The following is a 15,492-nucleotide window of genomic DNA, read 5'->3' on the forward strand; positions in this document are numbered from 1 at the left end:
CGGCCGTGCCGCGGCCGGGGGCGGTTCGTTCGTCCGATCCGGATTTACCAGAAGAAGACCAGGTAGCCGTTGCCACCGACCAGACCGGGAGCACCGGCGGAGCCGGGGGTGTTGCCGCCGGGGCCGCCGATGCCGCCGTCGCCGCCCACGCTGGTGTTGGTCGGGGGAAGCTCGACGATGCCGTCGACCGCGTCCCCGCCCTCGCCGCCCAGGGCGCCGCTCTCACCGTTCTCGCCGGTGCGGTTCACCACGTAGAGGCTGTTGCAGGCGCCGGTGCCACCGGTGCCGCCGGTGCCCGGGATGCCCGGAGCGGCCGTGCCGCCGCCACCACCCGTGCCGCCGGTACCGCCGCCCGCGATGAGCTGGACGCCGCTGCTGGAGGCCAGCGTCGTCGCCGTCCCCGGCCCACCGCTCCCACCGGCACCGCCGGGGTTGCCACCCGCCGGGCCACCGCCACCGGCACCACCGGCGCCACCGCCGGTGCCCAGGTCCACCGTGTAGGTGGCGAACGGCGTGACGGGGAGGACACACCAGGTGAAGCCGCCTGCCCCGCCACCACCGCCGGTGCCGCCGGTACCGGTCAGCGCCGCGCTGGCGCCGCCGCCACCGCCGCCGCCACCGCCACCCGCGCCCCAGGCCTGGACGTGCACCGAGGTGACTCCGGGGGGCGCCGTGAAGGTGCCGTCCGCGGTGAACTCCTGCACCCCGTGGACGATGACCGGCGGCTTCGGCGGCTTGGGGTGGCCGCCACCGGTCAGCGGCATGTCGTCCGCCTGGGCGGGCGCCATGATCAGCAGCTGGCTGGAGATGGCCGCCGCGGTCGCGACGGAGGCGAGGAAGACCCGGCGGCGCGTCCGGGATCGCTGAGGAGTACGGCTCTGGCTGTTCACGTCATGACTTCCTTCCCCGCGTCGGGCCAAGGAGCTGCGCGGAGTGTGAAGGGATACGAAGGACCGAGCGGCCCGCGAGCCTCATCCCACCCGCGGGTCCCGCGCCGCGCACTCTGACGAGCTGCTAGTTGGACCGCGTAGGTGAGGAGTTGGGCCGCCCGGGCGATCTTCGCCGTCAGGGGAGGCCGTGCCGACCAGACAGAACGCCTCCTACAGCGGCACCTGCCAGACCACCGTCGTGCCGCCCCCACCGGGTTCCAGGCCCGGCCCGTACGTACTCGATCCGCCCAGCGCCTCCGCCCGCCGGGCCAGGTTCGCGAGCCCGCTGCGCCGTCCGCCCGCCGGAACGCCCACCCCGTCGTCCGCGACCGTCAGCCGCACCGCCGACCGCCCGTCGGCGAGCCGCGCCGTCACGTCCACGACCACCTCGATACGCGCCGCCCGGGCGTGCCGGAAGGCGTTGGACAACGCCTCGCGCAGCGCCGCGATGAGGCTGGTTCCGGCCGGTTCGCCGACCCGCGTGTCGACCGGGCCGACGAAGCTCAGCGACGGCTGGAAGCCCAGCGGCACCGCCGCCGCCCCGACCTCCCGCAGCACCCGGGTACGCAGTCCGGACGGCGCGCTCTCCGGGCCCTGCTGCAGCGCGAAGATGGCCGTCCGTATCTCCCGGATGGTGGCGCCCAGTTCCCCGGCAGCCCGCTCGACCTGTTCCCCCACCTCCGGTGACGCCTCCGCGTGGCGCCGGACGCTGTCCAGCAGCATCCCCGTCGCGAACAGCCGCTGGATGACGAGGTCGTGCAGATCGCGGGCGATCCGGTCGCGCTCCTCCAGCACCGCCAGCCGCTCCCGGTCGCGCTGCGCATCGGCGAGCACCAGCGCGACGGCGGCCTGCGCCGCGAACTGGGTGGCGAGCCTGCGCTCGGTGGCGGTGAACGGCCGGGCGCCGCGGCCGCGCGGGGTGGCCAGCACGCCCAGCACCCGGTCGCCGCCGCTCAGCGGCAGCATCATGCTCGGCCCGTAACGGCCCAGGACCCCTGCGGCCAGCCGGGGTTCGGCGGGCGGCTCGTCGATGAAGACCGGCTCCCCGGCCAGCAGCCGCGGCACGGCGGGGGAGCGGGCCGGGACGACCGCGCCGAGCATCGCGGCTCCCTCCGGAGGGTTCGCCGCGTCGACGGCCACGATCTCCAGCCCGCCACCGCCCTCCTCCGGCACCAGCACGATGCCCGCCGCCGAGCCCGCCAGCTGACGGGCCTTCTCCGCGACGACCACCAGGGCGTCCTCGGCGTCGCCGGACAGCAGGGAGTGGGTGACGGCCACCGAACCGTCGATCCACCGCTCGCGCTGCCGGGTCGCCTCGTGGAAGCGCGCGTTGCCGATGGCGATGCCCGCCTCCGTCGCCAGCACCTTGACCAGGTGCAGATCGGGCACGCTGAACTCCCCGCCGTCCCGCTTCTCGGCGAGGCACAGATGGCCGAAGACCTCGTCCCCGACCCGGATCGGCACCCCGAGGAAGGACCGCGGCAGCGGATCGGCCGACAGCGGCCCCGCCCCGGCGGACGGCCCGGCGAGCAGCGTGCCGCACCGCTCCCGGTCCGCCTCGGTCGCCCCGTACGTGACGACGTCGGCGAGCCCCTGACCCGCCGCGTCGTTCACCCCGATCGCCGCGCAACGGGCGCCCGCCAGCTCGGCCGCGGTCTCGGCGATCCGGTCGAGGACCACGTGCGGCTCCAGGCCGGTGCCGATGGAGCGCATCGCCTCCAGCAGCCGGGGAACGCGCGCGGTCAGCTCGGTGGACAGCCCCTGGAGCCCACGGGTCGCCTCCGCGGCGATGTCCAGGGGATCCGGTGAGGGTGCCGAGGCCGCCATGGTCCGAGCGTAATGAATCGCTTTTGCCCGGGAAAGCGGAGTTTTCCCGGGCGGGATCCGGTCAGACGGTGGCGCCCGAACGCACCGGGACCGCCTCCGCCGCCTCCCGCTCCAGCATCCGGCGGAACGGCCCGTCCGCCACGGCCAGTTCTTCGTACGTACCGCGCTGCACGGCCCGGCCGCCGTCGAGCACGATCACCTCGTCGACCGCCTCCAGGCCCGCGAGCCGGTGGGTGATCAGTACGGTCGTGACGCCCCGGGTCGCCGTCAGCAGATCGGCGGTCAGCGCGTCGGCCGTCGGCAGGTCCAGGTGCTCGGCGGGTTCGTCCAGCACCAGCACCGGGAAGTCCGCGAGCAGCGCGCGGGCCAGCGCGAGCCGCTGCCGCTGGCCGCCGGAGAGGCGGGCGCCCAGCTCGCCGACGTGGGTGTCGAGACCGTCCGGCAGCCCGTCCACCCACTCCAGCAGCCGGGCGGCGGCCAGCGCCGTGCGCAGCTCGTCCTCGCTCGCGCCGGGGCGGGCGAGGCGCAGGTTCTCCCGCAGCGAGCTGTCGAAGATGTGCGCGTCCTGGGCGCACAGCCCGACCAGCCGCCGCACCGCGTCGCCGTCCACGGCCGCCGCGTCCCGGCCCGCCAGGGTGTACGTACCGTCCTCGGCGTCCAGGAAGCGCAGCAGCACCTGGGCCAGCGTGGTCTTGCCGGAACCGGACGGGCCGACGACCGCGACCCGGCGGCCCGGACGCAGCTCCAGGTCGAACCCGTCCAGCGCGCGGGTGCGCTGCCCCGCGTGGCGCGCCGACAGCCCGCGCACCACCAGTGGAAAGGCCGACGAGGGCGGCTCCTCGGCGCCGCCGTCCCGTACCGGGAGCGGCGCGTCGATCACCTCGTACACCCGCTCCGCGGCCCGCCGCACCCGCTGCCGGTGCTGCACCGCGAGCGGCAGCCCGGCGACCGCCTCGAAGGCGGCCAGCGGCGTCAGCACCACGACGGCCAGCCACACCCCGTGGAGCCGCCCGTCGGCCACCGCCCCGGCCCCTGCCCACGCCGCGACGGCCACGGTCAGGCCGCAGACCAGGTCGGACAACCCGGCGCCCGCGCCGGTGGCGGCGGCGCCCCGGCGGGCGATCCGGGTGAGCGCCCCATCGGCCCGGCGCACCGCGTCCAGCCGACGCGGCAGCGCGCCCGCGACCGTCAGCTCGGCGGTCCCGGCCAGCAGGTCCACCACCCGCACCGACAGCGCGCCGCGCGCGGGCGACAACCGGCGCTCCGCGCGCCGGGCGAGCGCGCCCGACACGGCGGGCACCCCGGCCCCGGCCACCAGCAGCCCGACCGCGAGCACGGCCCCGGCCTCGGGCAGCACCCAGGCGGTGAACCCGACCGAGGCGGCGCTCACGACCACCGCCGCACCGACCGGCAGCAGCCAGCGCAGGAAGTAGTCCTGCACCGCGTCCACGTCGGCCACCAGCCGGGAGAGCAGATCCCCGCGCCGGGTCTCCTTGAGCCCCGCGGGCGCCAGCCGCTCCAGCCGCCGGTAGACGGCGACCCGCAGCTCGGCCAGCACCCGGAGCACCGCGTCGTGCGAGACCAGCCGCTCGGCGTACCGGAAGACGGCCCGCCCGATCCCGAACGCCCGCGTCGCGGTGACCGCCACCATCAGATACAGCACCGGCGGCTGCTGCGACGCCCGCGAGATCAGCCACCCGGAGACGGCCATGAGCCCCACGGCGCTGAGCAGCGCGAGACTCCCCAGCAACAAGGCCAGCAAAAACCGCCCCCGCCCACCCCGAGCAGCCCCCCGAACCCGACCCATCACCCCGGGCGCCCCCGCCGCCCCGGCACGCGCAGGCGCGTCCACTGCCGCCGCACCGCGCGCCTCGCCACGCACAGCTCCGGCCGCCCGTGCGGCGGCCACCGCACCCTCGGCGCGCGCAGGTCCCGCCGCCCGCGCGGCGGCCACGGCGCCCTCGGCGCCACCACCGACCCCAGCGGCCCCGGCCTCGGACTCGCCGTCTGCCGCGCGCCGCGCCGGATCACCGGCCCCGGACCGGCCCGCGCCGGGCCGTTCCCCCGCGCCATCCGGACCGTCCTCCGCCGACGCCCCCGGCGCCGCACCGCGCGCCTCGCCACACGCAGGCGCGTCGTCCGTCACCACTCGCGCCTCGGCGCGCACGGGCTCGGCCGTCCGTGCGGCCGACACGGCGCCACCGGCTCGCCCGAGCGCACCGCCTCCGGCAGCCTGCGCCGACGCCCCAACGCCTGCGGCAGCCCCGCCGTCGGCGCGCCGCACGGACAGGGCCCCGGCCCCCGGGGCACCCATGTCCGCCACAACGCGCGCAGCGTCGCCCGGCTCGGCCCGGCCCCCGCCGATCGCGCGGTGGCTGCGGCTGGCCGCAGGGCCGGAGGGGGCTGCGGGGCCCGATAGGGGGATGACGCGGGTGGCCAGGGGCAGGAGGGCCGGGCGGTGGATGACCAGGAGGACCGTACGGCCCTCGGCCAGGCGCCGTACCGCGTCGACGACCGCCGCCTCCGTCGCGCCGTCCAGGTTCGCGGTGGGCTCGTCGAGCAGCAGGACCGGGCGGTCGGCCAGGAAGGCGCGGGCCAGGGCGATGCGCTGGCGCTGGCCCGCGGACAGGCCCGCGCCCATCTCGCCGAGCCGGGTCTCGGCCCCGTCCGGCAGGGCGGAGACGAAGCCGAGCGCGTCGGCCTGGCGCAGGGCCTCGCGGACGGCGGTGTCGTCGGCGTCGGGCCGCGCCAGCCGTACGTTGTCCGCGATGCTCCCGGCGAACAGATACGGCCGCTGCGGCACCCAGGCGATCTGGCGGCGCCAGCTCTCCGGGTCGAGCGACGCCAGGTCGCGGCCGCCGACGAGCACCCGGCCCCCGGACGGTTCGGCGAAGCCCAGCACGGCGTTCAGCAGGGTTGTCTTGCCCGCGCCGCTGGGGCCGGTGATCGCCACCGTCTCGCCGGGGCGGACCTCGAACGAGACCGGCGGCAGGGAGGGGGCGGTGCGCCCGGGGTGACGTACCGTCAGCCCGTCGACCGTGAGCGCGGCGCCCCGGGCGTCGGGCGCGGGCGACGTACCGGCGGCGGCCGGTTCCCGCTCCAGCACGGCGAACGCCTCGTCCGCCGCGGCGAGCCCCTCCGCCGCCGCGTGGTACTGCGCGCCCACCTGCCGCAGCGGCAGATACGCCTCGGGCGCGAGGACGAGCACCATCAGCCCGGTGTAGAGGTCCAGTTCGCCGTGGACGAGCCGCATGCCGATGCCGACCGCGACCAGCGCGACGGACAGCGTGGACAGCAGCTCCAGGGCGAAGGAGGACAGGAAGGCCAGCCGCAGCGTCTTCAGCGTGGCCCGCCGGTAGTCGGCGGTGATGGAGCGGATCGCGGCGGCCTGGGCCTTGGCGCGGCCGAAGACCTTGAGGGTCGGCAGCCCGGCGACGACGTCGAGGAAGTGGCCGGACAGCCGGGACAGCAGCCGCCACTGGCGGTCCATCCGCGACTGGGTGGCCCAGCCGATGAGCATCATGAACAGCGGGATCAGCGGCAGGGTGGCGACGATGACCACCGCCGAGACCCAGTCCGCGGTGACGATCCGGGCGAGCACGGCCGCCGGAACCACCACCGCCAGCCCCAGCTGCGGCAGATAGCGGGCGAAGTAGTCGTCCAGCGCGTCGATGCCCCGGGTGGCGAGGGTGGTGAGTTCGCCGGTGCGCTGGGAGTCCAGCCAGCCGGGCCCGAGCCGTACGGCCCGGTCCAGCAGCCGCAGCCGCAGCTCCGACTTGACCGCCGCGCTCGCCCGGTGGGCGGCCAGCTCGGTCAGCCAGGAGATGGCGGCCCGGCCCCCGGCGACCAGCGCCAGCCAGATCAGCGGTGCGGTCAGGGCGCCGACACCCTCGTCCCGCTGGAACGCACCCACCACGATCTCGGCGATCAGCATGGCCTGCGCGATGACGAGCCCGGCCCCGGCGAGCCCCAGCGCCACGGAGGCCGCCAGGAAGAACCGGGTCGCCCGCGCGTACCGGAGCAGTCGCGGATCGATTGGTTTCACGTGAAACACACCACCTGAGGCAGCAGTCGCGTCAGTGCGCGGCGGGGATGTGCTGGGTCCCGATGCGCTTGCGGAAGACCCAGTACGTCCACGCCTGGTAGGCCATGATCAGCGGCATCATGATGACCCCGACCCACGTCATGATCTTCAACGGATAGGCGCTGGCGGCCGCGTTCGCCGCCGTCAGGCTCCACTCCGGGTTCAGCGAGGACGGCATGACGTCCGGGAAGAGCGCCAGGAAGAGCATCGCGACCGACGCCGCGATGGCCGCCCCGGACAGGCCGAACGCCCAGCCCTCACGCCCGCGCGCGTTCATCACCAGCGCCGCGGCCAGCGCCACCACCGCGAGGACCACCGCGACCAGGCTGCGCCCGTTGCCGCTGTCGGCCTGGGTCCAGCCGAGGAACGCGAGCGCGGCCACGGCCGCGACGGGGCCCAGCCAGGCCGCGTACCGGCGCGACCGCACCCGGATGTCCCCGGCCGTCTTGAGCGCGGCGAAGACCGCCCCGTGGAAGGTGAACAGCACGAGCGTGACGACGCCGCCGAGCAGGGCGTACGGGGTGATCAGATCGCCCAGGCCGCCCGCGTAGTTCTTGTCCGGGCCGATCGGCACCCCGTGCACCATGTTGGCGAAGATCGCGCCCCACAGGAACGCGGGGAGCAGCGAGCACCAGAAGATCGTGTGCTCCCAGTTGCGCTGCCAGCGCTCCTCACCGCGCTTGTGCCGGTACTCGAAGGCGACACCGCGCAGGATCAGGCAGACCAGGATGGCCAGCAGCGGCAGGTAGAAGCCGCTGAAGAGGGTCGCGTACCAGTCGGGGAAGGCGGCGAACGTGGCACCGGCGGCGGTGATCAGCCAGACCTCGTTGCCGTCCCACACCGGTCCGATGGTGTTGATCAGCACACGGCGCTCGGTGCGGTCCCGGGCGAGCAGCTTGGTCAGCACGCCGATACCGAAGTCGAAGCCTTCGAGGAAGAAGTAGCCGGTCCACAGGAAGGCGATCAGCAGGAACCAGAAGTCGTGAAGGTGCATGAGTCTCTCCGGCCGTCGTGACGCGTCAGTACGCGAAGGTCAGCGGCTTGTCGGCGTCGTCCTCCGCGGCGGACCCGCCACCGGGGCCGCCGGGACCGCCAGGACCGCCCGGCCCGCCCGAGGGCAGCCGCAGCTTCGGGTCCACGGCGGGCGGCTTCTCGTCGGTGTCCGGCCCGGCCTTGGCGTACTTGGCCAGCAGCCGCACCTCGATCACGGCGAGCACGCCGTACAGCAGCGTGAAGACGCCGAGGGAGATGAGTACCTCGGTCTGGCTGACGCCGGGGGAGACCGCGTCGGACGTCTTCATCAGCCCGTACACCGCCCAGGGCTGACGGCCCATCTCGGTGAAGATCCAGCCGAAGGAGTTGGCGATCAGCGGGAACCCCATGGTGAGGATGCCGATCCGCCAGGACCACTTGGTGAGCAGCGGGCTCATCTCGCGCTTCTTGGTGAGCATGAGCCGGGGGACCTCGTCGTCGGCGGTGCGGAAGGCGGGGTCGAGCCAGCGCTTCTTGCGGGTCGTCCACAGTCCGATGACACCGGCGGCGAACGAGGTCATGCCGAAGCCGATCATCAGCCGGAAGCCCCAGAAGGTCATGAAGATGCTGGGGATGTAGTCCTCGGGCTGGCCCCCGTAGGCGGCGGCCTCCTTCTGGGCGATGTCGTTGATGCCGGGGACGGCGTCGGTGAAGTTGCTGTGCGCGAGGAAGGAGAGCGCCGCGGGGACCTCCAGCTCGACGCTGTTGTGCCCCTCGCTGACGTCGCCCACCGCGAAGACGGAGAAGGGCGCGGGCGCCTTGGTGTCCCACAGCGCCTCCGCCGACGCCATCTTCATCGGCTGCTGCTCGAACATCACCTTGCCGAGCGAGTCACCGCTGATCGCCGTGCCCATTCCGGCGATGACGGCCACGATCAGACCGACCCGCAGGCTGGCCCGCATCGCCCCGATCTGCTTCCTGTCCTTCTCGCCCGGCTCCTCGCCGCGCAGCTGCTTGCGCTTCGCCCGCCACAGGTGGAGGGAGGCGATGCCGACGATGAAGGCGCCGCCGGTGAGGAAGGCGGCGGTGAGGGTGTGGAAGACCACGACCAGGGTGGTGTCCTGGGTCAGCACCGCCCAGATGTCGGTCAGCCGGGCCTTTCCGGTCGCCTTGTCGATGGCGTAGCCGGTCGGGTGCTGCATCCAGGAGTTGGCGGCGAGGATGAAGTACGAGGACAGGACGGTGCCGAGCGAGACGATCCAGATGCAGGCGCAGTGGATCTTCTTCGGCAGCCTGTCCCAGCCGAATATCCACAGGCCGATGAAGGTGGACTCGAAGAAGAACGCGAGCAGCGCCTCCATCGCGAGCGGGGCGCCGAAGACATCACCGACGAAGCGCGAGTAGTCGGACCAGTTCATGCCGAACTGGAACTCCTGGACGATGCCGGTGACGACACCCATCGCGATGTTGATCAGGAAGAGCTTGCCCCAGAACTTGGTGGCGTGGAAGTACTTCTCCTTGCCCGTGCGGACCCAGGCGGTTTCCAGCCCGGCGGTGATCGCCGCGAGAGAGATCGTCAGGGGGACGAAGAGGAAGTGGTAGACGGTCGTGATCCCGAACTGCCATCGCGCCAGCGTCTCCGGCGCCAGAGCCAGCTCCACGTGAATCTCTCCTTACGGTCTTGCCGTGCCCGCACGGTCGTGCCGTGCCGCTCCCCGAAGCGAGCTTGTGAACGTATTCACATTCACAAGCAATAATACGCACACGCCTTCGCCCCCTCCCACCTGGGGGTGGGAGGGGGCGAATGGGGCACGCTTGGGTATCCTTCGCCGCTCAGCGGCAGCCCGGAACCGCCGCCCTCACGTCGCGCGGCAGCCCGGCGTCACAGCTCCTTGCGGAACTCCTCGGCGGCCCGCAGGAAGAGGTCGTTCGCCTCCCGCTCGCCGATCGTCACGCGCGTCCCCTCGCCCGAGAACGGCCGTACGACCACGCCCGCCGCCTCGCACGCCGCCGCGAAGTCGGCCGTACGCTCCCCCAGCCGCAGCCAGACGAAGTTCGCGTGGGCGTCCGGCACCGTCCAGCCCTGGCCGGTCAGCGCCCCGGCCACCCGCGCCCGCTCGGCCACCAGCGCGTCGACCCGCTCGCGCAGCGCGTCCTCGCTGTGCAGCGAGGCGACCGCGGCGTCCTGGGCGAGCTGGCTCACACCGAAGGGGACCGCGGTCTTGCGCAGCGCCGCGGCGACCGGCTCATGGGCGATCGCGAAGCCGACCCGCAGCCCGGCCAGGCCGTACGCCTTGGAGAAGGTGCGCAGGACGCACACGTTCGGCCGGTCGCGGTAGAGGTCGACGCCATTGGGGACCTGGTCGTCCCGGATGAACTCGATGTACGCCTCGTCCAGCACCACCAGCACATCGGACGGCACCCGGTCCAGGAACCGCTCCAGCTCCGCCCGGCGCACCACCGTGCTGGTCGGATTGTTGGGGTTACAGACGAAAATCAGCCGGGTGCGGTCGGTGATCGCATCCGCCATCGCGTCCAGGTCGTGGACCTCCGCGTCGGTCAGCGGGACCCGCACCGCGGTCGCGCCCGCGATCTGAGTGATGATCGGATATGCCTCGAAGGACCGCCAGGCGTAGATCACCTCATCCCCCGGCCCGGCCGTCGACTGGACGATCTGCTGGGCCAGCCCGACCGAACCCGTCCCGGTGGCCAGATGCTCCAGCGGTACGTCGAACCGGCTCGCCAGCTCGGCGATCAGCGCGGTGCAGGCGAGGTCGGGGTAGCGGTTGAAGGACGCGGCGGCGTTCGCCACCGTCTCCAGCACCCCGGCCAGCGGCGGATACGGATTCTCGTTGGAGGACAGCTTGAAGGAGCTGGGTCCGTTCCCGGCGGCCGGCTTACCGGGCTTGTACGTAGGAATCCCGTCCAGCGCGGCGCGCAGCTTGGGGTTCTTCTCACTCACCGGCAGTCCTCCTCGGCCCGTCCCTTCGGCTCCATGCGCAGGCTTCGCGCACGGCAATACTGCACACCTTATGAGGATTGCCCCGCCCCGCGTCACCCGCCGGGGCGCCCGCGTACCCGCCGGCGGCGCCCGCGTGCCCGCGAGGGGGGAGCGCCCCGCTCATTCGCGCGCGCCGGTGGCGAGCGCCGTAGCGCGCATCACTCGTGCAGGTGAGTTGAGACCTCTTCGAGACATCGAGCAATCGCCAGGCGTGGATATGCCAGAGGCGACCAGACCCCTCCCCGACACCCCAACTGGCTTCACTTCCAAGGGAATTGGCCTGAGCGCTCATGCAGAAACGTGCCTTCCGAATACCGATGGCGGAATCGCGCAGACCGGGCGCTCGGGCCCTACTATCGGCTGGCCATGACAGCAGCAGGGAAGCACCAGGTGAGCCGGTCGGCCGGCCGCCGGTTAGGCAGGGCGGGCATCCGGGATGTGGCCGCCGCCGCCGGGGTCTCGATCACGACCGTCTCCGACGCGCTCAACGGCAAGGGACGGCTCCCGGATGCCACCCGCCGCCACGTCCGCGAGGTCGCCGAGCGGCTGGGCTATCGCCCGTCCGCCGCGGCCCGTACCCTCCGTACCGGCAAGTCCGGCCTCCTCGGCCTGACCGTGACCACGTACGGGGATGAACCTTTCACCTTCACCGAGTTCGCGTACTTCGCCGAGATGGCGCGGGCCGCGACCTCCGCCGCGCTGGCCCGGGGCTACGCCCTGGTGATCCTCCCGGCCACCTCCCGCCACGACGTGTGGTCCAACGTCGCGCTCGACGGCACGATCGTGATCGATCCGTCCGACCACGACCCGGTCGTCGCCGAGCTGCTCCGCCAGGGCCTGCCCGTGGTCAGCGACGGCCGACCGGCGGGCACCCTCCCGGTGACCGCCTGGGTCGACAACGACCACGAGGCGGCCGTGCTCGGCCTCCTGGACCATCTCGCCGAGGCCGGTGCCCGCCGTATCGGGCTGCTCACCGGCACCACCACCGACACGTACACCCGGCTGTCGACCGAGGCGTATCTGCACTGGTGCGAGCGGGTGGGCCAGGACCCGGTGTACGAGGCGTACCCGGCCCACGACCCCCGTGCCGGGGCCGTCGCCGCCGACCGGCTGCTCGCCCGTCCGGACCGCCCCGACGCGGTCTACGGGCTCTTCGACCCCAACGGCACGGACCTGCTCGCCGCCGCCCGCCGCTACGGGATGCGCGTCCCGGAGGACCTGCTGCTGGTGTGCTGCAGCGAATCCACGGTCTACCGGACCACCGAGCCGCCCGTCACGACGCTCTCGCTCAAACCGCGCCGGATCGGCACCGCAGTGGTGCAGTTGCTCATCGACGCCATCGAAGGGCTCGACAGCGACCGCCCCGTCGAGCAGGTGATACCTACCGAACTGATCGTGCGGACGTCGTCCCAGCGCCGTCCGCCGCGTACGACGGTCAGCCCGCCGCGCAGCCGCGCTGGAGGATGATCTGAGAGAGACTCAAGGATGACCGGAAGAGGACTCGAGCCCGTGGGGCTTCCCCTACCGGTCCAATCCGGGATAAAAGACCGTCCAAGCAGGGCCGAGCACCGATTGACGGCACCCTGGTGCGTCACAAGCCCTCACGGTCATTCCTATGATGGGCGGACGACACCGCGGACCGCCGTCGACCAGGCAAGGTCCACAAGGTGGCACGGCGGCGCGATGGTGGAGGGGTCGATGACTCAGGGGGCCGGTCTGGAAGCCACGGCAGGGACCACGGCGGCACATCCGCACGTGCCCGCGTACGGGGCGTCCACGCCGCCCGGACCGGTGCCTCCCGCAGCAGCGCCTGCCCCGATGCCGGACGGGTACACACCGACCGAGAAGCTGCCGGTCGTGGGCCCGGGGCACACCATCGCGGACACCCGGCTGGTGCCCCCGCAGGACCGCCCGACGATCGCGCTCGCCTCGGTGACCGATCCGGAGGCCGAACTCGCCGACGACGAGGGCCCGGGCCCGCTGTTCGTCGTGGGCGACGTCCACGGGTACCACGACGAGCTGCGCGAGGCGCTCGCCGCCCAGGGCCTGATCGACGACAAGGGCAGCTGGGCGGCCGGGAACGCCCGGCTGTGGTTCCTCGGCGACTTCACCGACCGCGGCCCGGACGGCATCGGCGTCATCGACCTGGTGATGCAGCTCTCCGCCGAGGCCGCGGCCGCGGGCGGCTACTGCAAGGCGCTGATGGGCAATCACGAACTGCTCCTCATCGGCGCCAAGCGGTTCGGCGACACCCCCGTCAACTCCGGGGCGGGCACCGCCTCCTTCCAGGCCGCCTGGCTGCTCAACGGCGGCCAGCGCACCGACATGGAGCGGCTGGAGGACCATCACCTCCAGTGGATGTCACGGCTGGACGCGATGGCCGAGGAGGACGGGCATCTCCTCGTCCACTCCGACACCACCGCCTATCTGGACTACGGCGACTCGATCGAAGCCGTCAACGACAGCGTCACCGAGACGCTCCAGCGCAGTGACGCCGACGAGTGCTGGGACCTGTTCCGCAAATTCACCAAGCGCTTCGCCTTCCGCGACGAGGACGCCGGACCGATGGCCGTGCGCGAATTGCTCGGCGCCTTCGGCGGGGAACGCATCGTCCACGGCCACAGCCCGATCCCGTATCTGCTGGGCGAAGTCGGCTCGGAGGACGGCGAGGACGACGGCACGCCCGCGGTCGAGGGCCCGCACGTCTACGCGGACAATCTCGCGGTCGCGATGGACGGCGGCATCACCATGGCCGGAAAACTGCTGGTCGTACAACTGCCGCTCGACACGTGAGGGTGACGCGGACGCGCGACGGAAGAGCCGGACGGGGCTGCCGGGACTGGCGGAGCTGAGCAAATCACGAAACTTGCTGTCACCTCGCGCCGGATCGGCTCTACCATCGGTTTATCCGTCGCAGGCTCTCCTCCGTTTCCGCCCGACTGCCCGGTGAAACCCGGACACCAAGGCCTTACGGAGTATCGGGGGATGCACCATGAAAAGCGCTCCGCACCTGTTCGCCGAGGACCGCCCGGAGTTCGAGCGAGTTCTCGACGAGGTGCTGCGTACCGCGGACCGCCGACCGGATCTCCCGGGCATAGGACAGCGGCTCACCGCCGAGCAGCTGCGCACCATGGCGCTCAGCGCCTCGGCCGCCATCACCGCGTGCGCGGCCGCCGAATACCAGGATTACGTCGTCGCCCGCGCCCGCCTCCGCGAGCCCGCCCCGCCCCTGCCCATGGCCGGGCTCCCGGAGGACGACGACGAGCACGGGCACGCCGCCGGATTCACCGGCACCCTCCTGGACGCCTCAGGTGCGGGGCTGGTCCCCATGCTCGCCGTCCTGGCCCCGGTGCTGGCCGGGACCGCCGCGATCATCTTCCTGCTCGTCGGCTACGTACTGCACGTCCTGGACCCCGTGCCGTCCATCGCCCAGCCGATGATCACCGCGGGCTGGTTCTTCGCCGCCCTCACCGCCGCGGGCATCCTGCTCGCCGCCGTCGGCCTCCTCCTCACCGCCCTGCGCAACGGCTCCAGCGCGATCCGCGGCGAGGCCCTGGCCGAGCAGCTGGAAGAGGTGGACCGGGCCAGAGAGGCCTGGCGGCAGGCCCTGCTGGAGCGGGGCGTCCTGCCCTTCCTCCACGAGGCCCTGGCCAACCCCTCGGCCCCCGCCCCCTGGACCGCCTACGTCCCCGGCCGCCCCGAAGCGGGCCGCACCCCCCACCTCGGCTACAGCCGCCCGGGCTTCAGCACCGACGACGACGGCCCCAGAGCCCGCCCCCGCTACAGCAGCCCGGACTACACAAGCCCCGAATACGGCGGCCCGGAGAACCAGCCGGACTAACGGGTGTCTCTTCCGGTGAGCGCCAGCACTCGCGTGAACGGATCGGCCCCGGGTCCAGGGGCGGTGCCGTCCGCGAACGCCCCCGTGGCGCCGAGCCCCGGCCCCGCCGGGACCAGCCACTCCAGGGCCGCCCCGGTCTGCTCCTGATCAAGAGCCACCGTATGTGATGCCGACGCGACAGGAGCTGTCTACAGCGAGACCTTCCGCTCTTCGGCCTTGAGACCACGGAGCATCCGAAGCCCGTACAGAGCCAGCAGCGGTTTACCAATCATCCACTCACCAGGGCGGTAGTCATCCGCTCGCACGAGCCTCTCAGCAAGGTCAGGACGCTGCCGCCGCAAGTACGCGCGGGCCTTGAGCGCGTGAGCTGGTTGGGAGACGATCTTGATGCGGTCGATATCCTCAAGCAGCGGGATCACGTTCGTGATGTTCTCCCATGTCGTCATGCTCTGGTCTTCGAGAAGCACCGTGCCGTCGAACCCAAGCGTCGACTTCGCGTAGTCAGCCATCAGCTGGGCTTCCGCAGCGTAGCTGCCGGTCGCACCACCGCTGAAGATCACGAGAGTGCCTCGCGCACCGTCAGCGGCAACGGAGCGAATTCCAGCACGAACGCGCCAGCGGTTGATGAAGTTCGCCGTCGATTGTGGGTTCCGGTAGCCCAACACGACCACGGCTTCTGATGCGCCCCCGCGGCCCCCCACGAGGGCTCGGGACCAGCGCCAGTTCAACCACTCGCCCCAGGCCAGGGCAGCAGCCCCAACTATCGCCAGCCCTGTTCTTCGTCGCATGCGGCGACTCTAGGGCACCGCCGCATTGGGCAGCGAGGGTACGAGCCGCC

11 protein-coding genes are annotated in these 15,492 nt (G+C 72.8%); 3 read left to right on the top strand and 8 right to left on the bottom strand.

The window, feature by feature from the left end; genetic code table 11:
* Positions 1–44: 44 nt before the first annotated feature.
* The 6 genes from ACFV9T_RS22920 to hisC all read right to left on the bottom strand — a co-directional run bounded on the left by ACFV9T_RS22920 (position 45) and on the right by hisC (position 10,774).
* The gene (locus ACFV9T_RS22920; RefSeq protein ID WP_385443257.1) at positions 45–890 is read right to left on the bottom strand and encodes a hypothetical protein; all 846 of its coding nucleotides are present in this window, start codon (positions 888–890) and stop codon (positions 45–47) included.
* 210 nt (positions 891–1,100) lie between these two features.
* Positions 1,101–2,756 carry a GAF domain-containing sensor histidine kinase gene (locus ACFV9T_RS22925; protein ID WP_385443259.1) on the bottom strand — a complete coding sequence of 552 codons (1,656 nt, stop codon included), beginning with the start codon at positions 2,754–2,756 and terminating at the stop codon, positions 1,101–1,103.
* Between the two features lie 61 nt (positions 2,757–2,817).
* Complete coding sequence (cydD, locus tag ACFV9T_RS22930; protein WP_385443261.1) at positions 2,818–6,801, bottom strand: thiol reductant ABC exporter subunit CydD; 3,984 nt, start codon at positions 6,799–6,801, stop codon at positions 2,818–2,820.
* Positions 6,802–6,832: 31 nt separating this feature from the next.
* Positions 6,833–7,834, bottom strand: coding sequence for a cytochrome d ubiquinol oxidase subunit II (gene cydB / locus ACFV9T_RS22935; RefSeq protein WP_385443263.1), 1,002 nt, complete (start codon positions 7,832–7,834; stop codon positions 6,833–6,835).
* 25 nt (positions 7,835–7,859) lie between these two features.
* A complete protein-coding gene (locus tag ACFV9T_RS22940) occupies positions 7,860–9,473 on the bottom strand; it encodes a cytochrome ubiquinol oxidase subunit I (RefSeq protein WP_385443265.1) in 1,614 nt (537 codons plus the stop codon).
* Between the two features lie 221 nt (positions 9,474–9,694).
* Positions 9,695–10,774 carry a histidinol-phosphate transaminase gene (hisC, locus tag ACFV9T_RS22945; RefSeq protein WP_385443267.1) on the bottom strand — a complete coding sequence of 360 codons (1,080 nt, stop codon included), beginning with the start codon at positions 10,772–10,774 and terminating at the stop codon, positions 9,695–9,697.
* 405 nt (positions 10,775–11,179) lie between these two features.
* On the opposite strand from hisC, the gene ACFV9T_RS22950 reads away from it, so the two are divergent.
* The 3 genes from ACFV9T_RS22950 (at position 11,180) to ACFV9T_RS22960 (ending at position 14,654) form a co-directional block, all read left to right on the top strand.
* Positions 11,180–12,280 carry a LacI family DNA-binding transcriptional regulator gene (locus ACFV9T_RS22950; RefSeq protein WP_385443269.1) on the top strand — a complete coding sequence of 367 codons (1,101 nt, stop codon included), beginning with the start codon at positions 11,180–11,182 and terminating at the stop codon, positions 12,278–12,280.
* A 216-nt stretch (positions 12,281–12,496) separates the two neighbouring features.
* A complete protein-coding gene (locus tag ACFV9T_RS22955) occupies positions 12,497–13,606 on the top strand; it encodes a metallophosphoesterase (protein WP_385443271.1) in 1,110 nt (369 codons plus the stop codon).
* 199 nt (positions 13,607–13,805) lie between these two features.
* On the top strand, positions 13,806–14,654 hold the full coding sequence (locus ACFV9T_RS22960) for a hypothetical protein (RefSeq protein ID WP_385443273.1): 849 nt from the start codon (positions 13,806–13,808) through the stop codon (positions 14,652–14,654).
* Here the strand turns inward: ACFV9T_RS22960 and ACFV9T_RS22965 are convergent.
* Positions 14,651–14,812, bottom strand: a complete 162-nt coding sequence (locus tag ACFV9T_RS22965) for a hypothetical protein (RefSeq protein ID WP_385443274.1) — start codon at positions 14,810–14,812, stop codon at positions 14,651–14,653. The genes ACFV9T_RS22960 and ACFV9T_RS22965 overlap by 4 nt on opposite strands.
* Positions 14,813–14,842: 30 nt before the next feature.
* Positions 14,843–15,442 (bottom strand): YdcF family protein, encoded by a 600-nt coding sequence (locus ACFV9T_RS22970; protein ID WP_385443277.1) that lies wholly within the window; start codon positions 15,440–15,442, stop codon positions 14,843–14,845.
* Positions 15,443–15,492 lie beyond the last annotated feature (50 nt).

This window comes from Streptomyces sp. NPDC059850, from assembly GCF_042731515.1.
In the GTDB taxonomy this organism is placed as follows: Bacteria; Actinomycetota; Actinomycetes; order Streptomycetales; family Streptomycetaceae; genus Streptomyces.